Genomic DNA, 23810 nt, shown 5'->3' on the forward strand with positions numbered 1-23810 from the left:
ACACCAGGCCTTGGGCTTCGTGCCGCCAGTTGAATACCATAAAATCCAAATTCCTATGTTTAAACCAAAAGAAAACAACTGATTTTATACTTTTAAACGCAGCGAATTCAGGGGGAGCTTACACAGACTTGTACCAAATTTCTCTCATTAACCGAATGCAAAAAAGCGGTTTCAAGACTTTAGATAATTGAGTTAAAATTTGGTTTGCGCCAAAGGGGAAGTTATTTATTGCGATTGACAGAAATTTTTCAAGTACATCCTCGCAAAACAGATAAGATTCAAGACAGCTAAAGTCTGTTTTTATTAAAACTTTATTAGAAATTGCCTTCAAAAAGTCGTCAAAATCTTTATCAACAAGACATTTGACTTTTGAGTTCGGAATGTTTTCATTAATTAATTTCGACAGTATGGCAACTTTGTTTTTGTTTGAGGTAGGGTCGAAATCTTCGAAATAGGCATTATCTAATTCTGAGAAATCTACAATTTCAATTGGAAAAACTTTTTTACCGCATTTTTTGTTTTTTAAGAACGACTCTAAAAAAACTTTATCAACGCTTCCTTCTACATAAATATCTCTAAGCTCTGATTCTAGCTTATATAAAGCTATTATTTCAGAATGCTTCTTTTTAAACACTTGCATTTACCTCTTCAAGTTTTGTTACTTTATCAAGATTTGATGACAGAAGTTCGAGAGAATGGGTCGATAAAATATATTGGATATTTTTATTCGAGCTAAATTTCAGTAAAGTGTCAATTAAGTTTCGCTGCCATTTTATGTTCAAAGAAATTTCTGGCTCATCTATTATAAATATTGTCGCAACATCAGCGGCAGTGATTGTGTTTATCAATAATAAGAGAAGTTGTTTTTCACCAGACGATAATAGGTTAAAATCAATCGGCTCACCACCCTTTTGACATAAGCTGAAGCCTGTAGAGAGATTAAAATCGATTGCCTTATTAGTGAAGTATGCATTTGTAGAATCAAGGAAAAGATATATCGTGTCTTTCAGCTTTTCTAAAGCTTCAAGTTTAGCATTAATGCTTTCAATGTAAGGAGCCAGAATAATCCTTAAATTTCTCAATCTAACAGCTGAATTTGATTTATCAATAGCTGTTTTTATTGTTTTTGAATCGAATGTTTCAATCAATCCAAGTCTAACAAAGGGTTGAACCTTCTTTTCAATAATATCAATTTCATGAATTAGCTGCTCCTTTGTTTTTGCTCTTTTAATCGCTTCATTTGGTTTACTAACATTTCTTATTAAGTCAGTAAAAATTGCTTGCGAATTTTTATCCCCTGTTTTAGAACCTGAAATTACTTTTGTTCTGATCCAGTCAATTAATCTTTCGATAGCAGGCTCTAAAGCGAGTTTTTTTTCATCAAGCATTCGCTTTATTCCAACTCTTTCATAATCTCTTGTCAATACTAAATCAGAATCGTTCAATATAATATTTCCATAATTTTCTGTTTCATGCTCAGACGAAGTGAGGCTATTTAATATTTTTCTGTCATCAGATAAGTAGAATACAGAAATATTTAGCTCTTTTATATAATCCAATATTTTCTTGAAAACGCCATTTTCCTTAGTTCCATCTTGAAGGCTTATTGCATTTCTAGAAGTAGTTTTAAGTTTTAAAGAGTGAACCGTTTTTTTAGATTGTTCGATGTAATAAGTATAGCTCCCAATTAAGCTGCTGCCTTCTCGGTTAGCTCCAACTTTAATTCCATTTTCAAATACTATTGAAAAACTTTTGAATTTAGTTTCAGCAATTTTCGTTTTGTATCCGCTTCTGTCACGAGATGACAACAACCAAAATATTAGCTTCAATAAAGTAGTTTTTCCTGAGCCATTATCGCCATATAGTATTAGCAACTGAGAAATATCAGTTTCAGGCTCAACAGGTATCTTGTATGTATAATATCCGAAGAGTTTATCTACAAATATCTCTTTTATCGAGAGTGGATTTTTTGTTCCCATTTGCTTTGTCGCTAATTGTGAATTATGTGTTTCTTAAAGCTGCAGTTAATAATACGGTCTCTGCAATTATACGTAATAAAAGCTATTTCGTTACTATCAGTTGACGATAACTATTTGCGCAATTTTTTCAGTAATATTTTAAAACTTTCTGCTCAGTAGCGAACAAAGCGTACAAGAGTGCGACGCAACAGACGCTTCATAGTAGCACTGGCCCTGGTTCATAAAAAAATCATTTACTCACCGGCAGCCACACGGTCATGTTGCCGCCGCTGCGGTTGGCCCAGGCAAAATACGGAATGAGCCGAACGATAACTGTTTTCGTTTTCTTCGTTGCTTCGCGATATAACTGGTTGCCCCAGCTTTCATCATTCAGCACGGTGGCTATGCCGGTTAAACTCATGATGTTGGCGCCATCTATTTTAATAGGTTGTGCCGTAAACTTTGTACCCAGCGACAGGCCAACATTAAAAGGCTTTACCGAAGCCGGAAGGTCGGCGGATTCCAAACAGTAAACAATGGGGCCTCGCTTCACCGCAACCTGTGCACGGGTTTCTTCTACCAGCGGGTTGGCTTCCATCAGCATCGCTTCCATGGGAAGTTGCAGGCGCACTACATCACCAGCCTTCCATTGGTGTTTCAGTTCCACATAGGTTCCTTCGGTGACACTTACACCAGCAGGAGTGGTGCCGTTGATCAAGAGCTTTGCACCTTTGGCCCAGGAAGGAATGCGCAGGAAGAGCGAAAGATTCGCCGGTGCCTGGCCCACGGTGAGCTTGATATCGCCGTTCCAGGGATAGGCCGTTTCCTGTTTGATGCGGATGTTGCCATCCTTCCATTTCGTGGACAGCTCGTTGCTGCCGTAGAGGTTCAGCCACAAACCTTCGTCGGACAAACTGTATAGGTAATTGTTTACTTCCGCAATGGTGCGTACCACGTTGGGCGGACAACAATTGGAAAGGCCAATGTAGGCTAAGCGGTCCCTCGACCAGCCCATCTCCTGCGGAAATGGTCCTACCTGGTCAAGTGTTTTGGCTCCGCTTAGGGTAGCGTATGATTCTTTTGTCCAGCGTTGTTTAAACGGCAAGTCGCCGGAGTAGGCAAGGGGATTGGTATAAAAGAACTTTGTTCCATCGAGGCTGATGCCCGACAGCACGCTGTTGTACAAAGCCGTTTCCAGCACGTCGGCATATTTTGCATCGCCGGTGATTTGCAGCATGCGCCAGTTCCAAAGCAGGTTGCCGATGTTGGCGCAGGTTTCGTTGTGCGCCGTCAGGTTGGGCAACTGGTATTTTCGTCCGTAAGCCTGGTGCAACTTTTCCACGTCGTTCGGGTTGTAGGATGTGCCGTCGTTGGAAACACCGTCGTACAAGGCGCCGCAGCCGCCGGTGATGTACATTTTGTGGTTCACCACATCGTCCCACATTCGGTTGAGGGTTGAAAGCAGCGACGTATCGCCGTTCTCCGCATACAAATCGGCAGCGCCGGCAAAAAGGTAATTGGCCCGCACCGCATGGCCCTGCACTTCCTGCATGTCACGAAACGGGTAGCGGTCGGAGTTGTCGTCGGAGCCAACGGACACGCCACGAACGTCGATGAGTTTTTTTGCGAGGCTTTCGTAGCGCTTGTCACAGGTGGTGCGGTACATTTCCACAAGGCCCATATAGTGCGAAGGACAGATGGCGTTGCGGGCCGTTTCGGCGCTGGCCGTGTCGTAAAAGCGGTAGAGATAATCGGAGGCTTTTTTGGCGATGTCGAGCAGGGATGTTTTGCCCGTGGCACGGTAATGCACGCAGGCGGCCGTCATCAGGTGACCGATATTGTAGGCTTCAAAACTGAGGCGGCTTTCGAATTGTTTTTTGTCGCCGGTTTTCTTTTGCTCGATCACGTTCTTGGTGTAGATATAACCGTCGCTGCGTTGCGACTTGCCGATGACGTCAATGGCCCTGTCCATGGCTGCATTCAGTCGTTCATCTTTGGTAGCCGCATACAGGGCCGCAACGGCTTCAAGGGTTTTGTAATAATCGCCGTCATGGAAAGATGGGCCCTTGTGCGAACCGGTGTCAAGGCCCGCGGCGATCTTAAAATTCTCAAATGCATGGCTGATGTTCGGGTCGTTGTAGATGCGCCACATGTTGGGCACCATCGAGTCTTTGCAAACCTGGAAACGCTCCGCCCAAAAACCGGTGGTCCATTTCACGTCGTTCATGTTCAGGCTTCGCAGCCTGGCGAAGGAACTTTTTGATGTGTTGGTGAGGCTTTTGTCCTGCGCAACTGCGTTGAAGCAAAAACAAAGAAGCAATATTGTAGCCAGGGCGACACAAATCTTTTTCATCATGGATTATTGAAGTAGGATGATGATGTCTTTCTTTCTTGATTCAGGCAAAACGATCAAGGATTCGACTTTGCCATTCTTCAAAACGCCTTCTACGGTTGTTTGGTATGGCGCATGCAATTTGAAATGCACGTCCCAGTCTTTTGGCCAGGCTGGGAATAAATAAATTTTATCGCCGGCCGTTTGCAGCAGCATTTCCTGCAGACCGATCATGCCGGAGCCGCCCCAGTTGTGATCCGGTGTCCAGTCGTAGCCCGGTCCCCAAAACGCGGGAAAGCGCCGTCCGGAATTTTGGAGTTTCTGGCTGGTGAGTTTTGCGGCCTCGTCGGTAAAACCCAGGCGGGCGGCAAAAATGTTCTCCTGCCGCCAGCCGATATAGCCCTTGTTTTTTACAACGGACGTATCGTAAAGCCAGGTGTTTTTGGCAACGTCCAGGTCCGGTTTGCCAATACCATAAATACCCCAGGGAAAAACGGGGTACAACTGCGGCGCCTCCTTGTGGTTGATGCGCTCCCAGCTTTTTGCCGGCGAAATGGTTGGGTGACCATCGAATTCCCGGAACGATATGGGAGGGAGGCGATGCAGGAAGCTGTCAAGTGCAGCTCTTTTTGAAGCGGTAAGATAAACGGAAGGCAAGGCCAGCAATCGTTCTGTCACCGTTTTTAACCCCGCAATGGTTGACGTGGAATTGTACGCCATCTTGTAGGTTTCGCCACCGGATCCGGGATACAGCACCAACTTGCCGGCGCCGTCCAGCGCTTTTATGCCCCGCTGTTTCGCAAGGTACTGGTAGTGCTGGTCAAAGAAGTTGAGACAACTTTCGATGAACTGCAGGTAACCTGTAATGTCTTTTCCAGCATAGCGTTCGGCTTCCAGGATCATCAGGCAAAATTCCAGCACCGTGTCCCAGGTATATTCCAGCCAGGCATTGTATTCAACGCCTTTGTCAAAACCGGCCGGTCGCTTCCAGCCGTATTCCGCAGGGTTGGGCAGGCCGAAATTTTCCAGTTGCTCCGTAAAGCAGGCACCGGCATGACCCCAGTAAAACCGGCTTCGCAGTTCGGCATTTTTCAACAGTCGTCTGTAAAAATCAAACTGCGGTGTCATCAGGTCGACGTCACCGTTTTTCAAAAACGGGAAATAAACCAGCCGCTGGTTTTGCGCTGAGAAGGTGCCGCCGCCCCAGTTGCGAAAATCAGGTGTCAGTTTTAACGCCGTGTCGGTCTGCGAGGGATCGTAGGTAAACAAGCCCCCGTTGAATTTCGTGGGGTAGTCGCCGTAGGCATTACAGCCAAGCAGGTAGCGAAAGAGCTGGTAGTTGCGGCCGGTTTGCCAGGCTGTTGCTGTCGTGTCTTTTTGGGAAGGATTGATAAAGACAAAGCTTCGCTCCCAGAACGCCTTCCACCAATCGCTGGTTTTTTTCAATGCACCTTTTTGCAGAGGCGCATGGATCGTTTTTGCCAAACTCGTTTTCCATTGTTCAATGGTTGGCGCTTGTTCTGTATGAAGGGAGATGGTGATTTCATTCTTCTTCCGGGGTTTGCTGCTTACCAGCTTCCAGCCCCTGAAATCCGTATCCAGGTAAACGCCATCGACAGTGCCTGCGGGCTTCATGTCGGTGCCTTCCATCCGTCCGCCAAACGTGAGAGAAGAAAGTGGATCGTAGAGTTGCTTTTTGATGCTGTCCAGGCCCTGCTGGTGAACGGTGACGGCAAAGACGGTGCTGTCGTTTTGATTGCGGTGATAAAACAAAACCCCGTTGCCGTCAAAGGCAATCTTGTCTTTGCGAGTTACAACCGGGATGTGCGAGGTCCATTTGTAGGAATTGCCAAAGTTCGCCCTGCCTTTGCTGACGCGGTCCTGGTAGCGCCAGTTTTCATAAACAGCTTCGGTCACCACGGGCCGCGAACTGTTGACTTGCACATGCACAACGGGATGAAAAACATCGACCCAGCAGGTAACGGTTGTTTGCAGTTTCCCGTTTTGTCCGCTGATGGTAACCGTACCTGTCTTCAGGTCAAGCGTTTGTTTGAAATTTTGATCGAAAGGATGGGGCGAAAGTTTCAGGCGCACACGGCCGGCTTTCAGCATGGCATTGTTTTCATCAAAGCTGCCGCTGCGGGAGAGGTAAAGAAAAATTTCATTGTTTTCCGTCCACACGTTCAGCCCGATGCTGCCGCCGCCACAGGGCATCGATTCGCCGGAATTTTTGCTTTGCGTGGTCCACACCAGGTTGCAGTCATCCAGTTCTTTCGGTTGTGCGGCTGCCCCTAACGCGATATGGAAAACGAAACAAAGCCAGGCAATCCTGTTGAACGTTCGCATCATCTTACCAATTATCAGTGCGGAATGAAGATACAGGCAAACCCTCGGTGCTGAACAACTCGCCGGTTGTAAAATCACAGAAGGCATAACGAACGGCGAGCGGCTCCTTCACAATGGGCGACGATACCATCACCGAACTGCGGTAAATGACCGCTTTGGCGGGATAAAACTGTTTGTCCTTCCCCGCAACTTCAAACAGGCTGAGTTCCTTGCCGTATGAGGTCAGCCAGTTTGGTGCATTCTTAAACTTTACTTCGGCTATGCCATTGGCCACCAGCAGCGTGTCGTAGGCCGGGCTTTCGGCGCCAAAGCCTTTCAGGTCGTAGGTTTTGGCCAGCGCCAGCAGGGCCAGCCGCTGCCCCGCTTCTTTTTTGTGTGCCGGGTGAATACTAGCTTCCTCGCCCACATCCATCAGCACGGCCATAGCGGAATTGGGAACGGCATTCACTGATTTTCGCTGCGCATCACGCAGGTAAGCCGAGTTGAATTTTCCTCCCGAATTGTACGGCGGCAGTTGGGCATAATTGTAGGGCGCAATCTGCACAAAGTAAAACGGGAAGTCACCCAGGTTCCATTCGCGGCGCCACTGCTGCACGGCGGCCGGCAATAATTTTTCATACTGGTCCGGACGATCATAATTCGATTCGCCCTGGTACCAGACCATGCCTTTGATGCCATAACCAATTACAGGGTGAAGCATACCGTTGTACAGGGCGGTGGGTGTTCGGTTGGGAATTTTTATCGAGTCTGTTTTTGCCGGAACATTGATTTCCGGAAAGGACTTCACTGTTTCTTCGTCCATCCAGCTTTCGATTGGAGAGCCGCCGTAACTCACGTTGATCAAACCGATCGGCACTTGCAAAAGAGCCGACAACTCTTTGCCAAAATAATAGGCCGTTGCGCTGAAATTGCTCACGGCTTCCGGCGCCGCTTCCTTCCATTCGGACGGCTTGCTGGCCTCCTGGGGCGTGGTAGAGGCGCCGCGGGGAACCGTGTAAAGGCGGAGGTTCTTATTGGTGGAATGCAGGATCGCTTCGTTGGCGCCCATGATCGGCTGGCCCTTAAAACCCTTCATGGGCATTTCCATATTGGATTGTCCGGCACAAAGCCAGACTTCGCCAACCAGTACGTTTTTTAAGGTGATTGACCGGTCGCCGGAAACGGCAATTTCGTAAGGCCCGCCGGCAACAGGCGTTTCGATAAACAGTTTCCATTTCCCGCTTGCGTCCACTTTTGCCGTCATTGTTTTTTTGTTCCAGGACGGTTTGATGGAAACCGTTTTCCCCGGCGTTGCCCAGCCCCAGATCGCTGCTTTGGTTTGTTGCTGCAAGACCATGTTGTCGGTGAAAAGGGAGGCCAGTTTCAGTTGCGCAAATGCTGTTTGCTGAAGAAGAATAGCTGCCAGGAGGAAAGCGCTTGATTTGATGAACAAGGCTGCAGGTCTCGGTGGTGTCATTTGATCCGTCAATCTGATAGTTTAAAACACAAACATCAGGATTTCGACGTAATAAACTGTTACCTACTGTTACAGGCAGGTGTTGAGTTGAGCCCGATTGGCTCCTGCACATACCCGGCAAGAATTTTCAGCTTACAAATGAACCGACTTTTTTTGCTTGTGCAACGATGACTCTCTTACCACCAATTCGGTTTCCAGTATTTTGGTTTGAAATTCTGTTACGGGCCGTTTGCTTTCTATCATCTGTATCAGTAGTTCAATGGAGAATTGTCCGATTTCAAAGGCGGGCTGCCTGACAACGCTCAACGACGGGGAGAACAGGTCCGCGACCTGTGTATTGGAAAAACCGATAAAGCCGGTTTGGTCGTTCTTTTTCATTTGTTTGAGAATGCCGTAACAAACGATGGTTAACCGGTCGCCGGTGGTAAAAATGGCATCCGGTTTTTGCTTTTTGGCATTCAATTCGTGCAAGGCATCTTCCGCTTCCTTCACAATCATTCCCCCGTGCGGGCAATACTTCACCAGGTTTTCGTTGAAAGGAATTCCGTGTTTATCCAGGGCTGCCTTGTAACCGGCCAGCCGTTCTTTGGTAATGGACAAAAATGGAGAAGAGGTGATATGGGCAATGTTTTTATATCCCTGCGAAAGCAAATGTTCTGTAGCGGCAAATGCACCGTTGTAATTGTTGGCCGTCACCCGGTGCGTTTCAATTTCATCTGTTACCCGGTCAAAAAAAACCATCGGCATTCCTTTTTCATGGAGCTCTCTCAGGTAAGAGATGTCAGCCGACTCACTGGAGAGTGAAACCAACAGTCCATCAACGCCTCTCGCGGCCATGTGTTGCACGTTTACTTTTTCCCGTTCGTGCGACTCGTGGCTTTGCGTGATGATCACGTGGTAACCCCGGTTATAGGCAATGGATTCGATGCCATTGATGGCTTGTGAAAAAAAGTTGTTGGCGATCTCACTGACCACTACGCCGATGGCGCGGGTTCTTCGTTCTTTTAACGAAAGGGCAATGGGGTTGGGCCGGTAGTTGATTTTTTCGGCGTATTCCAGCACCTGCTTCTTGGTTTCGTCGCTGATCTCGTAACTACCCCGCAAGGCCCTGGATACCGTGGAAGTGGATAGGTTCAAGGCTTTTGCAATGTCTTTGATGGTAGCGCTTTCAAACTTCATGGTTGAAAAATCAGGGTGGCTTTTTAAAAACTGGCTAAAAGTATCGATTTTTTATAGAGATGGTGCAGCTGCAAACGTTATCGGTAACGATTGCGTAAAAAAAGATTTTGCCCTGGCTTGTTATCCCTGAATATCTGAGTAGACTTGTTTGCAAAAGCTGCCGCCGGCAATCTTGGTGAACGAATCTCATTTGAAAAAACGACAATCCTGATGACAAGCGATCTTTTTGGTGTACAAGGGAAAACAGCTCTGGTAACCGGTTGCAGCCGCGGCATCGGTCAGGCGATGGCAGTCGGGCTGGCAGAGGCAGGTGCCGACATCATTGGTGTTTCGGCCTCGCTGAAGCCCGGGAGTGAGGTGGAAAAAAGGGTGAAAGCGACCGGTCTCAATTTCCGGGGCTACGCCGTCGATCTCGGCAACCGCGATGCGCTTTACCGGTTTGTCAAAACACTGAAAGCCGATTATACCGCGATTGACATTCTGATCAACAATGCCGGCACCATTCACCGCAGCCCCGCTGCAGAACACAGCGACGAAGCCTGGGATAGTGTTCTTTCCATCAACCTGGATGCACCGTTCCTGCTGGCCCGTGAACTGGGTCGGGAAATGATTGCGCGGGGAAGCGGTAAGATTGTTTTTACCTGTTCGCTGTTATCATTCCAGGGCGGCATTACGGTACCCGGCTATGCGGCCAGCAAAGGGGCATTGGCAAGTCTGGTAAAAGCTTTGGCCAATGAGTGGGCGCCAAAAGGCGTCAATGTAAACGGCATTGCTCCGGGCTATATTTCGACAGAAAACACCGAAGCTTTACGGAACGATGAAGTGCGCAGCAAGAGCATACTCGACCGGATACCTGCCGGCCGGTGGGGCGAGCCCGATGACTTTAAAGGCCCTGTGGTTTTCCTGTGTTCCGACGCAGGCGCCTATGTCAACGGGACCATCCTGACCGTTGACGGCGGGTGGATGGGGCGTTAAACAACCAGGTGGAGTAGCAAACGCTTGATAAATCGTTAAATCGTTTTCGCTTGCAAGGCAGGGAAGGACGGTATGCTTTCAGTCCTGCAGAAGCAAAGGCCATGGCGGCCGCGCCGTTGCGGGAGAATTTTTTATGACCCAGGATGATTGTGCAGGCTCCAATGACTGGTTCATCTGGGGCATGGCCGGCGAGAACCAGGTGTTTGACCTGGATGGTGTGGCCTTCCGCGATTTACAATAACATTCAATTTCCAAATTTTTACTGCATCGATTACTGCAACATTTAATGCTCGAATATGAAAAGAAGAATCTACCTCTCCCTGCTTGCCGCAGTTTGCTGGGTCCTTGCCTGGGGCCAGGCGCGACAGGTCACAGGCCGTGTTGTTTCGGACAGCACCAACCAGCCACTGAGTGGTGTTACCGTCACCGTCAAAGGAACAAGAACGGCAAGTTCCTCCAACAACGAAGGACGTTTTTCCATAACCGTTCCGGAAAAAGGCAACCCGGTGCTGGTATTCAGTTTCGTTGGTTACAATTCCCGGGAAGTTCCGCTCGACGGGAAAACCTCGGTTGATGTTTCCCTGGCCGCGACCTCGACGGCCCTCGACGTGGTTGTCATCGGCTACCAGGTAGTGCGCCGCCGTGACCTGACTTCTGCCGTGTCCTCCGTTACCGCAAAACAATTGAAGGATGTACCTGTCAATTCCGCCGCCGAAGCCATTGCCGGGAAGCTGGCCGGTGTGCAGGTCAACGTGTCGGAAGGATCACCCGGTGCGGACGTTGACATTTTTGTTCGTGGCCGCAGTTCCATTACACAAAGTGGCTCGCCGCTCTATGTCGTAGATGGCGTGCAGGTAGAAAATGCGCTTTCCATTCTTTCGCCCCAGGACATCGAATCGATCGATGTATTAAAAGATGCGGCCTCCACGGCCATCTACGGTGCACGGGGCGCCAACGGCGTTATCCTGATCACAACCAAAGGCGGCAAGAACACCGGCGGCAAGACCACGGTCTCGTACAATGCGTTTGTTGGTTATAACAAACTGTCGAAAAAACTGGACCTGATGGACCCGTATAATTTTGTTTTGTTCGGGTACGAAAGAGCGGCGTATACCGGCAACCCGACCGATACCGCTGTTGCCACCCAGTACATCAACCGGATGAGCAACTTCGATACGATTGCGAATTATAAGAATGTTCCCGGTATGGACTGGCAGGACCGGACCATGGGACGCTCCGCTTTTCAAACAACGCACAACGTGAGCATTACCGGTGGTACGCTTGCCACGCAGTACAACCTAAGCCTGACCTATAACAAGCAACAGGGTTTGATTGCCAATTCGGATTACGATCGCAAACTCGCCTCTTTCCGCTTTGACCACAAGGCCAGTGAACGACTGAAAGTCGGCTTCAACGTCCGCTACAACCTGCAGGACGTAACCGGTGCCGGTACCTCCGACCAGGGTGGAGCAGGATCTAACCGCCTGCGGCAGTACATCCGCTACCGGCCCCTGTTGTTACCCGGGCAAAGCGATGATTTTTACGATGCGGACCTGGATGCCCGCAACCCCGGTAATGGATTGAACCAACTGAATCCGCTCCAGTTGATGAACAATGAATATCGCCTGCGCACCATCACGGCTTACAACTTCAGCGGCTATGCCAACTATAACATCACAAAGGCACTGCAATTCCGCAGCACCTTTGGTTACAACGTGAGCAAAACCGAATCAAGAGCGTTTGACGATACGCTGACGGCCAACTCACGGTCCAATGCCCGCATGCCGCTGGCCAATTGGAACAATGTTGATTTTACGACCATCAACAATTCCAACGTGCTAAACTATTCGCTTCCTTCCATTGCCAACTCAAAGCATGGCCTGGATGTATTGGTGGGACATGAGATCTACCAGACGAAAACGAGAAGCATCGCACAGGAAGTGCGCTTTTTTCCCATCGGTACCAAGCCCGATATCGCCTTTGCCAACCTGGGCCTGGCCTCACCGCCGGTAGGGCAGGTACAGCCGAAGCCGACGTCATCGGAGATCAATACCACGCAGCTATCGTTCTTCTCCCGTATCAGCTACAACTTCAACCGCAAATACCTGCTGACGCTGAATTTCAGGGCTGATGGTTCGTCACTGTTTGGTCCCGACTACAGCAGTGCGCTGGCACTGAAAGATTCCACTAACCGGAAATGGGGCTATTTTCCATCGGCTTCTGCCGCCTGGCGATTTTCGCAGGAAGATTTCATGAAGAACCTGTATTTCATCACCGATGCAAAGCTGCGCCTGAGCTATGGTACATCGGGTAATAACCGCTTGCAGGCCTATGGCTATACCACGGGTTACGCACCGCCGTCCAATGGTGGTTACGGGCTGAACGATGTGTTGAATTACACACTGGTATTGCCCAACCGTCTTGGAAACCCGAACATTACCTGGGAGTCGCTAACCTCCGAAAACCTTGGACTGGACCTGAGCTTCTTTCAAAACCGCCTGAACCTGACAGCCGATTTTTATCGCAACACGACCAACGATCTGCTGCTCGAAAACAAGATCCCACCGACCTCCGGTTATACAACGCAATACCAGAACGTGGGAACGATCCGCAATACCGGTGTGGAATTGCAATTGTCCGGTGATGTGCTTCGCAAAAAAGATTTTACCTGGAACGCCAATTTCAACATTGCGTTCAACAAGAACAGGATCATCAGCCTTGGTTCCAACCAGCAATTCACAGCCAACTCAGGCTGGTTCAGCTCCACCAACAACCCCGATGATTACATCCTGCGCGTTGGCGATGAAGTGGGAACGATGTATGGCCTTAAAGTGGCCGGATTTTATACCGTCAACGATTTTACGGCCTCGCGTGTTTCCAATGCACAATTTCCAAACCTGACCTGGCAATACACGCTGGATCCGAAACTGGCTGATCCTTCGAAGGTGCTGGCCGACCGTGTTGCACCGGGGCAGATTAAATTCGAGGATGTCAACGGCGATGGAAAGATTACGCTGGACGCCGACCGGACAGTGATCGGTCATGCCCTGCCGAAGTTTACCGGTGGCTTCAACCAGCAGTTCAGCTACAAAGGTTTTGACGCCAGCATTTTCATGAACTTTTCCTATGGAAACCAGATCTTCAATGCCAACAAGCTGGAATTTGGTAACGCGTATGGCGTTGATGCCAACATGCTGGCCATCATGAACGACCGTTGGAAGGTCATCGACCAAAACGGGCAGCTGGTGCAAAAAGAAATCTCCAACACGGTGATCGGCATTTCGCCGGATTCACTGGCGGCGTTGAACACTGGTGCAAAAATCTGGCGACCCAGTATGAGCACCAATGGATTTGCGCCGATGTCATTTGCGGTGGAAGACGGCTCGTTCCTTCGCATCAACAACGTGACGCTGGGCTATACCCTGCCGGCACGTTTGCTGCAACGGGCAAAGATTGCCAGCCTGCGGGTGTATGCAACCGTTTATAATGTGGCCACCATTACCGGTTACTCCGGCTACGATCCGGATGTGAATGCACGGAGAGGTACCCCATTAACACCGGGTGTTGACTATGCAGCCTATCCCCGCGGCCGCACCTTCCTGGCGGGTATCAATTTAAATTTCTAAACTTCAATTCATTGCTATATATGAAACGTTTTGATTTTCGAACAACAACGCTGGCGGTGCTTTTCTGTGCAGCCGTGCTGCCCGCCTGTAAAAAATATCTGTCGACGGAGCCACTGTCGACCATCGATCCCAGCGTGGCCTTCAGCAACCTGCCCAATGCCAAGGCGGCACTGAACGGGGCGTATCTTTCCCTGGCCGGCGACTATGGATACGGAATTCGTGCCAGCTATTACTATGCCTACGACGACGATGCGATCATGGGTGGTGGTTCTTCACTCAGCTCGGCCCGTCACGAGGAGGCGCACTACACCCTGGGTGCCGGCAACACCGATATCGTGAATACGTTCAACCAGTTTTACAAAGGCATCGAGGCGGCCAACAACTGCATCTATTATATCCCGCGGATGCCGCAGTTTGCTTCGGGTACCGGCGCTGATCAAAACGAATTGAGACGGATGCTGGGCGAAGCGCTGACCATTCGTGCCCAATATTTTTTTGAGCTTGTTCGCATCTGGGGCGATGTGCCCGAACCACGGGTACCTTCCTCTTTTGTGAATGATTTGTTTTTGAAAAGAACGAACCGCGACTCGATCTACAAACACATCCTGAGTGATCTCGCAGAGGCCAAAACCCTGATGCCCTGGCTGAACCAGGTAAGCCGCGATGAGCGTTTTACCAAAGGCACGGCGATGGCGCTGCGGGCAAAAGTTGCCTTGTTTGCAGGCGGCTACTCCTTGCGTGGCACCGATGCCGTCGGGCAGATGCAGCGTCCGGCAAACTACCTCGATGATTACAAGATCGCCAGGGACGAGTGCGCCGAACTGATGCAAAACAGGGGCGTACACAACCTTTATCCAACCTTCAAAGGACTGTGGAAAGATGTGGTGGATGCACACAAGGCCGTTGATCCGCAGGGTGAGCTGATCATGCAGGTGGCCATGGCCAACGGTACCAACTCCGACAGCAAGATCGGTGCGCAGAATGGCACCAAGATCAATGGCGTTGGCGGCTCACTGGGCAACGTGCTGCCGACCTACTTTTACCAGTTCGATTCCACGGACATCCGCCGGGATGTAACAGTTGTCCCGTTTGAAGTGGTTAGGGATGTGTATGGCCGCGGGCATGCCAGCAACAGCATTTACGACGGTAAATTCAGAAGAGACTGGATCACTAGTCCGAGCTACTACATGAGCAATGGGCAAACCTCCGGCAGCAATCCGGTTACACTGACGCCGGCGTCGAATTCGTCCATTCAAAACTTCCAGTTGAACTGGCCGCTGATCCGCTTTTCCGATGTGTTGCTGATGTTTGCCGAGGCCGAAAATGAAATCAACAACGGACCGACCGCAGATGCCATCGCGGCCTGGAAAGAAGTCAGCCTGCGCGGACACAACGGCGATGCCAGCCTTGTGCCTGCGGCGCCCGGCGACAAAAACGGGTTTTTTAAACTGCTTGTTCGCGAAAGACACCTTGAATTTGGTGGCGAAGGCATACGGAAATTTGACCTGATCCGCTGGAATTTGCTGTCGACGGCGCTGACCGAAACAAAAGCCAACCTGCAAAAGTTTGCAGCCGGCACCGCAATGGCCGCACCGTCGTACATGGCTGCTCCGCCGGATTACACGCTGACCGCCAATCTTCCGAAGCAAATGTGGTTTTACCAGAACATGCCGGCTGAGAACAATGTGCCGACACAGGCAGGCAGCCAGATCTGGGTGTATTCATTCTACATGCCCACACCTTCCAGTACACCCAAGGATCCTACCAATGGAAACAACAGCATATCGAGTTCATCCAACCGGATCAACTGGTTTGCCAGCACCAATATAACAACCACCTATGTGAATTATTATGCCTATGGGTTTGTTAGCGGCAAGAGTGAATTATACCCGATTCCGCAAGCCTCTATTGATGCCAACGCCAACCTGCGGCCACAAAATCCAGGATATTAATCGATCAAGACAAAAAGGCTGCATTCTGGCAGCCTTTTGTTTGTTATAAATGGAAGATGATGAAAAAGCTTTTGTTTTTTGCAGGTTTGTTTTTGACGGCGTTCAGCCTGCCGCCGAAAACGGTGAAAGTTTGGCTGATCGGCGATTCCACGATGTCCGTCAAAGACGTAAAGGCCTATCCCGAAACGGGTTGGGGCATGCCGTTTGCCAACTTTTTTGATTCGTCGGTAGTCGTTGACGACAGGGCGAAAAATGGCCGCAGCAGCCGCACCTTTATCGAAGAAGGTCTGTGGAAGCCGGTGGTGGAAAACTTGCGTGAGGGCGATTATGTCTTCATCCAGTTTGGTCACAACGATGAAGTGGAAACGAAGAAAAGCTACACTAGCCCGGAGCAGTTCACCACAAACCTTACCCGCTACGTTTCGGAAGCAAGAGCGAAAAAAGCCATCCCTGTTTTACTAACGCCTGTTGCCCGCAGAAAGTTTGATTCAACCGGAACGGTCCTGGGCACGCACAATGCCTATTCCAAATTGGTGAGAGAAGTGGCGACGAAAAACAATGTGCCGCTGATTGACCTCGACCTGGAAGGACAGGCGCTGATCCAAAACTTTGGTGTGGAAGGCTCTAAAGCCCTTTTTAATCACCTGCAGCCAGGCGAGCACCCCAATTACCCGGAAGGGAAAACGGACGATACGCACTTCAGCGAATTGGGTGCAAGAAAAGTGGCGGAGATGGTGCTGGCAGGAATTAAAAACCTGAAGCTTCCACTGGCAGCGCATATTTATCAGCCGCTAAAAAAATGAACCATTTCCACGGATGAAAAGCACACTCATATTCCTGGCTCTTGTGTTGATGGCCTTTTGCCCTCCACCAAAAAAGAAGATCAAAGTTTATCTCATTGGCGATTCTACCCTATGTGATTACGAAGCCAAACGGGCACCGATCACCGGCTGGGGCATGCCGTTCAGGTACTTCTTTGACAGTAGCATCGTTGTTGACAACCGTGCGAAAGGCGGGCGGAGCACCCGAACATTTCTCGGTGAAAACCGCTGGCAGCCGATCGTAGATAGCTTGGCTGAGGGAGACTATACCTTCATCCAATTTGGCCACAACGACGAAGCGAAAGAAGAAAAATACAGGGACCGCTACACGCCGGTGCCCGATTACAAGTCCAACCTGGTAAAATTTATTACAGAAACGAGATCGAAAAAAGCAATTCCTGTGTTGGTAACACCGGTAAGCCGTATGCGTTTTGTCAATGGTATAGCGCAGGAAACGCACACTGAGTACACCGCTGCTTGTTACGACATGGCCAGGCAATACCACGTCCCCCTGATCGATCTTGACCGGAAAAGCCGCGACCTTTATAACTTCCTTGGTGAGCAAGGGACAAAGCAATTGTTCATGCAACTGGCGCCGGGTGAAAATCCTTCCTATCCCGAAGGACAAAAGGACAATACGCACTTCAATGAATACGGGGCCCGCCGCATGGCCGAGCTGGTGTTGCAGGGCATCCGGGAGAACGGCCTCGAACTGGCGGAGCGGGTCGTTGGGCAAACAACCGCAGCACCTTCGACGGTCGGTCTTACGCAGGTTCCCGATACCTCGTACACCAATTTCAGCGCCTACCGCAGCTCGGTGAAAACCAATCCGGCAATTTCGTTGGTGGAAAAGGCAAAAACAAAAACGGTCAAAGCAAAGAAAAATATTGCCTACTGCGAGATCGATCAGCGTTCATTGCAATTGGATGTCTTTTATCCGGCAGCAAAGGCAAAAACGGGCCGGGCAGCCATCCTTATCATTCATGGCGGTGGCTGGCGGTCGGGCAACAGGTCCCAGCATCATGCCCTGGCACAACGCCTGGCGGAGCGGGGCTATGTTTGCTTTACACCGGCGTACCGGCTCTCAACCGAATCGCTTTTTCCTGCGGCCATATCCGATTTGAAAAACGCCTTGCGCTGGGTCCGGGTTCACGCAAAGGAATATGGCATTGATACCACCAAAGTTGCTGTGCTGGGTTTTTCTGCGGGAGGCGAACTGGCGGCCTTTTTGGGTACGACGGCGAATATGCCCGCTTACGAAAAAACAACCTGTGGCCTCACCGCTTCGACAACGGTCAATGCTGTGGTGGACCTCGATGGAACGCTGTCGTTCGTGCATCCCGAATCGGGCGAAGGCGATGACACGAAAAAAATATCGGCCGCGACTTATTGGTTTGGATACAGCAAAAAGGAGAACCCGTTGTTATGGGCCGAGGCGTCGCCGCTGACGCATGTCAGTTCGCTGACGCCGCCAACCTTGTTCATCAACAGCGGCGTGGAGCGTATGCATGCCGGTCGTAATGATTACCGCAAAGCGCTGCGGGCCTGGAATATCTATACCGATGTAAAGACCTTTGCCGATGCGCCGCATTCCTTCCCGCAATTTGCTCCCTGGTTTGAACCAACGGTCAGGTACACGGATGAATTTCTGCAACACGTTTTTTCACAAAACAAGTAACAAGAACATGAACTATATCTTTTCTTTTCTGACCGTCGTTTTCCTGTTTTTAAATGTCCAGGCGCAAACATCCAGCCCGCAACGATACAAGTACGTTTTCACCGTGGCAAAAGACGGCACCGGTGAGTACAAGACCATCCAGGATGCGATCGATGCCATGCGGGTGTATCCTTTGCAACCCATCACGCTGTACATCAAAAATGGCGTGTACAACGAAAAGATAGAGCTGCCGGCCAACAATACCGATGTGACATTTGTTGGCGAGAGTGTCGACAAAACGATCATCACCTTCAACGACTATTCCGGAAGGGGAAAGACCACGACCTTCACCTCGTTTACAGCCAAAATTTCCGGGAACCGATTTGTAGCGGAGAATATCACGTTCGCCAATTCGGCCGGTCCGGTGGGACAGGCGGTCGCGTTGTACGTAGATGCAGACAAAGCCGTGTTTAAAAATTGCCGCTTCCTGGGAAACCAGGACACGATCTTTGCCGCCGGCGAGAATGCCCGGCAGTTATTTCTCAACTGCTTTATTGAAGGAACTACCGATTTTATTTTTGGCCCGTCCACAGCCGTATTCCAGGACTGTACCATCAGGGCAAAATCCAACTCTTTCATTACGGCGGCCAACACAACGCCGGGCAAAAATTTTGGCTTTGTTTTCCTGGATTGTAAAATTGTGGCTGACAGCAGTGTCACGAAGCTTTATCTCGGAAGGCCCTGGCGCTCTCAATCCCGCACGGCCTTCCTGCGCTGCCAGTTGCCGAATGCCATTGCGCCGGAAGGCTGGAACAACTGGGGCAACCCGGAAAACGAAAAATCCGTGGTGTACGCCGAATACAAAAACACCGGCGACGGCGCCGGCACCACAAGCCGTGTGCCCTGGGCAAAACAATTAAGCGAAAAAGAAGCAAAGAACTTTACAGTTGAAAATATATTCTCCCTGCCCTCCGCGATGTTGGCGGACGACAGTTGGTTTCAGTTGCCCCGCACAAAAACATTTGACTGGCCTTCGAAGGCCGGTCAGCCGGCAACAGGCAGGTAGTACAAGTACGTCACAAACAAACGGATCCGGGAAAATGAACAAGTCTTTCATAATTGGTTGCCTGTTGCTTACCGCCATTCGCCTGGAGGCGCAGGAATTCATTCCACTCTGGCCTGCGGGTAAAAAGGCCAACTGGAATGGCAGCGTCGTCAAGGATAGCCTGTTCAACGAACGGATTTGGCGGGTGGGCACGCCGGGTATCTATGCGTTTCCTGTACCGAAAGCAGAGAACAAAGGCACAACGGTTTTGATCTGCCCGGGTGGTGGCTACGAGCGGCTGTCGTATATCTACAACGGCTTCAATTTTGCCCGGTGGTTCAATGCACACGGCATCAATGCGTTTGTGCTTTTGTACCGGCTGCCGCATCAACAAGATTTGAAAGTTCGCGAACTGGGCCCACTGACCGACGCACAACGGGCCGTCAAATTCCTGCGGGCCAATGCCGGAAAATGGGGACTCGCAAAAGACAAAATCGGCGTCATGGGTATCAGTGCCGGCGGGCATGTAGCCTCCCTGCTGGGTACGCACACAGACGATGTTTCAGCCATCCGCGATTCATTGGACAATGTTTCTGCAAGGCCTGATTTTCTTCTCCTGCTCTCGCCGGTCATTACTATGGGAAAGTATGCACATCCCGGTAGCCGCCGGCTTTTTTTAGGACCCGATACGACAAAGCGCATGGTGGAAAATTATTCCACTGAATTGCAGGTGACCGCCAGAACGCCGCCCACATTTATCGTGCATGCACAAAACGACAGCACGGTGAATGTGCGAAACAGCCTGTTTTTCTACAATGCTCTTATCGAACACAACGTGCAGGCAAGCATCCATGTTTTTCCGCAAGGGGGGCATGGGATCGGCCTTGTCGATAACCCCGGCTCAACCGATCTATGGCTGCCGCTGCTGGACCTGTGGCTAAAAGAAAAAGGATTGACCTCGTCACTGAACAAATAAACCTGTTGCATGCGTTTCTTGTTTTATGTTTTTTTATCCGGCCTGGTTTTGAACGTTTCTGCGCAATCCCCGACGGTGTCGAAAGTTTGGGTGGCCGATAACGGCGATGGAACCTATAAAAATCCGGTTCTGCACGCAGATTATTCCGACCCCGATGCCATCAGGGTCGGAGAGGATTTTTATTTGACGTCCTCTTCGTTTGAAGATATTCCCGGACTTCCTATCCTGCATTCGAAAGACCTGGTAAACTGGACAATCATTGGTCATGCTTTGCAGCGGCAGCCGCCGTTTGCGCATTTTTCTGTGCCCCGTCACGGCGAGGGTGTATGGGCGCCGTCGCTGCGCTACCACAACGGCGAATTTTACCTCTATTACCCCGATCCAGATTTCGGTATTTATCTCACGAAAGCAAAGAAGGCCGAAGGTCCCTGGAGCGATCCTGTTTTGGTTGCCGGGGGCAAAGGACTGATCGATCCCTGTCCGCTGTGGGACGACGACGGCCAGGTATACCTGGTGCATGCGTTTGCGGGTAGCCGTGCCGGTATTAAAAGCGTTGTTGCGGTGAAAAAACTGAACCGGCAGGGTACGGCCGCCATCGACGAAGGCGTGTTGGTCTACGACGGTCACGAACTGGATCCAACGATTGAGGGTCCCAAATTTTACAAGCGCAATGGTTACTATTACATTTTTGCGCCGGCCGGCGGCGTGCCCACGGGCTGGCAACTGGTGCTGCGGTCGAAAAATGTCTATGGTCCGTACGAACGGAAAGTGGTCCTGGACCAGGGCTCGTCGCCTACCAACGGCCCGCACCAGGGCGCATGGGTCACAACGCAATCCGGCGAGGACTGGTTCCTGCATTTCCAGGACAAGGAAGCTTATGGACGTGTCGTGCACCTGCAGCCGATGAAGTGGGTGGCCGACTGGCCGGTGATCGGCGTTGACAAAGTCGGCGATAGAAAAGGCGAGCCGGTTACCCGTTACAAAAAGCCAAACGTCGGCAAAACATACCCTGTTCAGACGCCGGCCGAGTCAGATGAATTTAACGGGGCTGCTCTTGGCCTGCAGTGGCAATGGATGGCCAATCCCAAAGCAACCTGGATCTTTCCCAACCCGTCAAAAGGTGCCTTGCGGTTGTTCTCTGCGCAACTTCCCGACAGTGCAAAAAACTTGTGGGATGCACCCAACATCCTCTTGCAAAAGTTTCCCGCGGAAGAATTTATGGTCACGACAAAGCTGGCATTCACCCCCAATCAAAAGCTGGAAAACGAAAGAGCCGGTTTGGTGGTAATGGGATTGAGTTATGGTGGTCTTGCCCTGAAAACTAGGAAAGACGGCATTTACCTGGTTCATCTGGTCTGCAAGGACGCCGGAAAAGGGAAAGAAGAGAAAGAAACCGTGCTGGCGAAACTGAGCACCCCGGCCGTGTATTTCCGGGTCGCGGTCGGCAAGGGCGCCGTGTGTCGTTTCAGCTACAGTGTTGACGGCATAAAATTCACCGGTGCAGGTGATGAATTCACGGCCGAAGTTGGCCGTTGGATCGGCGCAAAAATCGGGCTGTTTTGTACACGTGAAACGACCACAAATGACTCCGGCTACGCCGATGTGGACTGGTTCCGTGTAGAGCCAGTTCGGTAGTTTTCAGGCACCCTGCTTTGTTAAAACGTCTTTGCATTTCTAACTTGTTGATTTTGGCAACGTTTTCGGTAACGATTGCGTAAAAAAAGGCTTTCATTCTCCTTGTTATCCCTGAATATCTGTTTAGACTTGTATGGAAAGTTAGCGGCTGTCAGCAGGCATGTAAACGCTAGGGCTTCACCAAAGGTTGCAATATGAAAAGACGATCCATTTTCCTTTTTTCTCTTTCACTGGCTTCGGGTCTTTTGCTGCAGGCGCAAACGAAGCTGCCGTTTACGGTAAAGCAACCTGTTTTCAAAAAAGACTCTTTCTACATTACCAAATTCGGCGCAAAGTCCGACGGCCTGACGCTGAATACGGCAAGCATCAATGCCGCCATCAACACCTGCAGCCAAAAAGGCGGCGGGGTAGTGGTGATTCCTGCAGGCTTCTGGCTGACAGGACCAGTGGTGCTGAAAAGCAATGTAAATCTTCATCTAAAGAAAAACGCCCTGCTGCAGTTCACGAAAGATTTCAACCAGTACCCGCTGGTAAAAGGAAACTGGGAGGGACTGGCGCAAATGCGCAACCAGTCGCCGCTGTCGGCTGAAAACGCCACCAATGTTGCCGTTACCGGCGACGGAATCGTGGACGGCAACGGTGATGCCTGGCGCATGGTGAAGCGTGACAAGCTGACGGAAACACAGTGGAAAAAACTGGTGACTTCCGGTGGCCTGTTGAGCGATGATAAAAAGACCTGGTACCCGTCGGAGCAGTCGAAAAAAGGTGCGTCGATGAAAAATCCCGGCGAGATCACGCCGGATAAATCCCCTGAATTCTACCAGTCGGTCAAGGACTTTTTGCGTCCCAACCTGCTCGTGTTTACAGCCTGCAAAAATGTATTGCTGGAAGGCGTGACCTTTCAGAATTCGCCGGCCTGGTGCCTTCATCCGCTGATGTGCGAAAACTTGACCGTTCGCGATGTCTATGCAAAAAATCCCTGGTATGCACAAAACGGCGACGGCATAGACGTGGAAAGTTGTAAAAATGTCCTGATCGAAGGCAGCACCTTCGACGTGGGCGACGATGGAATCTGTATCAAGTCGGGCCGGGATGAAGCGGGCCGCAAAAGAGGGATGCCAACCGAAAACCTCGTTGCCCGCAACAACACCGTTTACCATGCTCACGGCGGGTTTGTGATTGGTTCGGAAATGAGCGGCGGGGCACGCAATCTTTATGTCGACAACAACACGTTTATCGGTACCGATATCGGGCTGCGGTTCAAGACCACCCGTGGCCGCGGTGGCGTGGTGGAGAACATTTATGTCAGCAATATCTACATGAAAGACATTGCCGGGGAGGCCATTTTGTTCGACATGTATTATGCAGCGCAGGATCCCGTTCCGCTGGCCGGTGAAAAGCGGGAGCCGCCAAAAGTGGAAACGCTGCCGGTTACTGATGGTACACCGCAATTCAAAAATTTTTATATCAAAAACGTGGTCTGCAACGGGGCGGAAAAAGCCATTTTTGTCAGAGGCCTGCCGGAAATGAACATTAAAAATATTTTCCTGGACAATGTGACCATACAGGCAAACAAGGGACTGGATATGACGGAAGGTTCCAACATCGTGATGAACGATATGCAGCTGATTACCAAAGACGTCAACCCCGTTTTGAACATTCACAACAGCCAGAACATCACCTTCAACAAAGTGACTTATGACTCTGCCGACGTGTTGCTGAATGTAACCGGCGAAAAAAGCACGGGCATTACCATCGCCGGAACAGATACGGGAAAGGCAAAGAAAGGAGTGGAATTGAGTTATGGCGCCAGAGAAAGCGCCGTTAAAGTGAGGAAGTGAGCTTGGAGTTT

The 23810-nt window shown here is 50.2% G+C and carries 15 protein-coding genes; 9 read left to right on the plus strand and 6 right to left on the minus strand.

Going from position 1 to position 23810, the window contains the following annotated elements:
• Positions 1-118: 118 nt before the first annotated feature.
• The 6 genes from D6024_RS25370 to D6024_RS25395 all read right to left on the minus strand — a co-directional run bounded on the left by D6024_RS25370 (position 119) and on the right by D6024_RS25395 (position 9271).
• A complete protein-coding gene (locus D6024_RS25370; protein ID WP_121357633.1) occupies positions 119-640 on the minus strand; it encodes a DUF4435 domain-containing protein in 522 nt (173 codons plus the stop codon).
• Entirely contained in the window at positions 627-1979 is a 1353-nt protein-coding gene (locus D6024_RS25375) for an AAA family ATPase (protein ID WP_121357634.1), read from the minus strand. The genes D6024_RS25370 and D6024_RS25375 overlap by 14 nt, the downstream gene beginning before the upstream one ends.
• Before the next feature lie 229 nt (positions 1980-2208).
• The gene (locus D6024_RS25380) at positions 2209-4311 is read right to left on the minus strand and encodes a glycoside hydrolase family 127 protein (protein WP_121357635.1); all 2103 of its coding nucleotides are present in this window, start codon (positions 4309-4311) and stop codon (positions 2209-2211) included.
• Positions 4312-4317: 6 nt separating this feature from the next.
• A complete protein-coding gene (locus D6024_RS25385; protein ID WP_240410162.1) occupies positions 4318-6639 on the minus strand; it encodes a DUF5703 domain-containing protein in 2322 nt (773 codons plus the stop codon).
• 1 nt (position 6640) lies between these two features.
• Complete coding sequence (locus D6024_RS25390) at positions 6641-8092, minus strand: sialate O-acetylesterase (RefSeq protein ID WP_121357636.1); 1452 nt, start codon at positions 8090-8092, stop codon at positions 6641-6643.
• 132 nt (positions 8093-8224) lie between these two features.
• Complete coding sequence (locus D6024_RS25395; RefSeq protein WP_121357637.1) at positions 8225-9271, minus strand: LacI family DNA-binding transcriptional regulator; 1047 nt, start codon at positions 9269-9271, stop codon at positions 8225-8227.
• A gap of 210 nt (positions 9272-9481) precedes the next feature.
• Here D6024_RS25395 and D6024_RS25400 point away from each other — a divergent pair, with 210 nt between their 5' ends.
• The 9 genes from D6024_RS25400 to D6024_RS25440 all read left to right on the plus strand — a co-directional run bounded on the left by D6024_RS25400 (position 9482) and on the right by D6024_RS25440 (position 23799).
• Positions 9482-10246: an SDR family NAD(P)-dependent oxidoreductase gene (locus D6024_RS25400; protein WP_121357648.1), complete on the plus strand. Its 765-nt coding sequence runs from the start codon at positions 9482-9484 to the stop codon at positions 10244-10246.
• 296 nt (positions 10247-10542) lie between these two features.
• Entirely contained in the window at positions 10543-13872 is a 3330-nt protein-coding gene (locus D6024_RS25405) for a SusC/RagA family TonB-linked outer membrane protein (RefSeq protein WP_121357638.1), read from the plus strand.
• A 20-nt stretch (positions 13873-13892) separates the two neighbouring features.
• Positions 13893-15824, plus strand: coding sequence for a RagB/SusD family nutrient uptake outer membrane protein (locus D6024_RS25410; protein WP_121357639.1), 1932 nt, complete (start codon positions 13893-13895; stop codon positions 15822-15824).
• A 59-nt stretch (positions 15825-15883) separates the two neighbouring features.
• A complete protein-coding gene (locus D6024_RS25415; protein ID WP_121357640.1) occupies positions 15884-16627 on the plus strand; it encodes a rhamnogalacturonan acetylesterase in 744 nt (247 codons plus the stop codon).
• Positions 16628-16640: 13 nt separating this feature from the next.
• A complete protein-coding gene (locus D6024_RS25420) occupies positions 16641-18323 on the plus strand; it encodes an alpha/beta hydrolase fold domain-containing protein (protein ID WP_121357641.1) in 1683 nt (560 codons plus the stop codon).
• A gap of 7 nt (positions 18324-18330) precedes the next feature.
• Complete coding sequence (locus D6024_RS25425) at positions 18331-19368, plus strand: pectinesterase family protein (protein ID WP_121357649.1); 1038 nt, start codon at positions 18331-18333, stop codon at positions 19366-19368.
• 34 nt (positions 19369-19402) lie between these two features.
• The gene (locus D6024_RS25430; protein ID WP_121357642.1) at positions 19403-20323 is read left to right on the plus strand and encodes an alpha/beta hydrolase; all 921 of its coding nucleotides are present in this window, start codon (positions 19403-19405) and stop codon (positions 20321-20323) included.
• Positions 20324-20332: 9 nt separating this feature from the next.
• Complete coding sequence (locus D6024_RS25435; RefSeq protein ID WP_121357643.1) at positions 20333-21958, plus strand: glycoside hydrolase family 43 protein; 1626 nt, start codon at positions 20333-20335, stop codon at positions 21956-21958.
• A 194-nt stretch (positions 21959-22152) separates the two neighbouring features.
• The gene (locus D6024_RS25440; protein WP_121357644.1) at positions 22153-23799 is read left to right on the plus strand and encodes a glycoside hydrolase family 28 protein; all 1647 of its coding nucleotides are present in this window, start codon (positions 22153-22155) and stop codon (positions 23797-23799) included.
• Positions 23800-23810: the final 11 nt, after the last annotated feature.

The organism is Flavisolibacter nicotianae (assembly GCF_003628535.1).
GTDB classification, from domain to species: domain Bacteria; phylum Bacteroidota; class Bacteroidia; order Chitinophagales; family Chitinophagaceae; genus Flavisolibacter; species Flavisolibacter nicotianae.

What these genes read in the sequence shown, in the direction of transcription:
- D6024_RS25425 (WP_121357649.1), top strand. Translation starts at nt 18,331, where the DNA reads ATGAACTATATCTTTTCTTTTCTGACCGTCGTTTTCCTGTTTTTAAAT.
- D6024_RS25435 (WP_121357643.1), top strand. Translation starts at nt 20,333, where the DNA reads ATGCGTTTCTTGTTTTATGTTTTTTTATCCGGCCTGGTTTTGAACGTT.
- D6024_RS25440 (WP_121357644.1), top strand. Translation starts at nt 22,153, where the DNA reads ATGAAAAGACGATCCATTTTCCTTTTTTCTCTTTCACTGGCTTCGGGT.
- D6024_RS25410 (WP_121357639.1), top strand. Translation starts at nt 13,893, where the DNA reads ATGAAACGTTTTGATTTTCGAACAACAACGCTGGCGGTGCTTTTCTGT.
- D6024_RS25375 (WP_121357634.1), bottom strand. Translation starts at nt 1,979, where the DNA reads ATGGGAACAAAAAATCCACTCTCGATAAAAGAGATATTTGTAGATAAA.
- D6024_RS25390 (WP_121357636.1), bottom strand. Translation starts at nt 8,092, where the DNA reads ATGACACCACCGAGACCTGCAGCCTTGTTCATCAAATCAAGCGCTTTC.
- D6024_RS25395 (WP_121357637.1), bottom strand. Translation starts at nt 9,271, where the DNA reads ATGAAGTTTGAAAGCGCTACCATCAAAGACATTGCAAAAGCCTTGAAC.
- D6024_RS25415 (WP_121357640.1), top strand. Translation starts at nt 15,884, where the DNA reads ATGAAAAAGCTTTTGTTTTTTGCAGGTTTGTTTTTGACGGCGTTCAGC.
- D6024_RS25430 (WP_121357642.1), top strand. Translation starts at nt 19,403, where the DNA reads ATGAACAAGTCTTTCATAATTGGTTGCCTGTTGCTTACCGCCATTCGC.
- D6024_RS25405 (WP_121357638.1), top strand. Translation starts at nt 10,543, where the DNA reads ATGAAAAGAAGAATCTACCTCTCCCTGCTTGCCGCAGTTTGCTGGGTC.
- D6024_RS25420 (WP_121357641.1), top strand. Translation starts at nt 16,641, where the DNA reads ATGAAAAGCACACTCATATTCCTGGCTCTTGTGTTGATGGCCTTTTGC.
- D6024_RS25385 (WP_240410162.1), bottom strand. Translation starts at nt 6,639, where the DNA reads ATGATGCGAACGTTCAACAGGATTGCCTGGCTTTGTTTCGTTTTCCAT.
- D6024_RS25400 (WP_121357648.1), top strand. Translation starts at nt 9,482, where the DNA reads ATGACAAGCGATCTTTTTGGTGTACAAGGGAAAACAGCTCTGGTAACC.
- D6024_RS25370 (WP_121357633.1), bottom strand. Translation starts at nt 640, where the DNA reads ATGCAAGTGTTTAAAAAGAAGCATTCTGAAATAATAGCTTTATATAAG.
- D6024_RS25380 (WP_121357635.1), bottom strand. Translation starts at nt 4,311, where the DNA reads ATGAAAAAGATTTGTGTCGCCCTGGCTACAATATTGCTTCTTTGTTTT.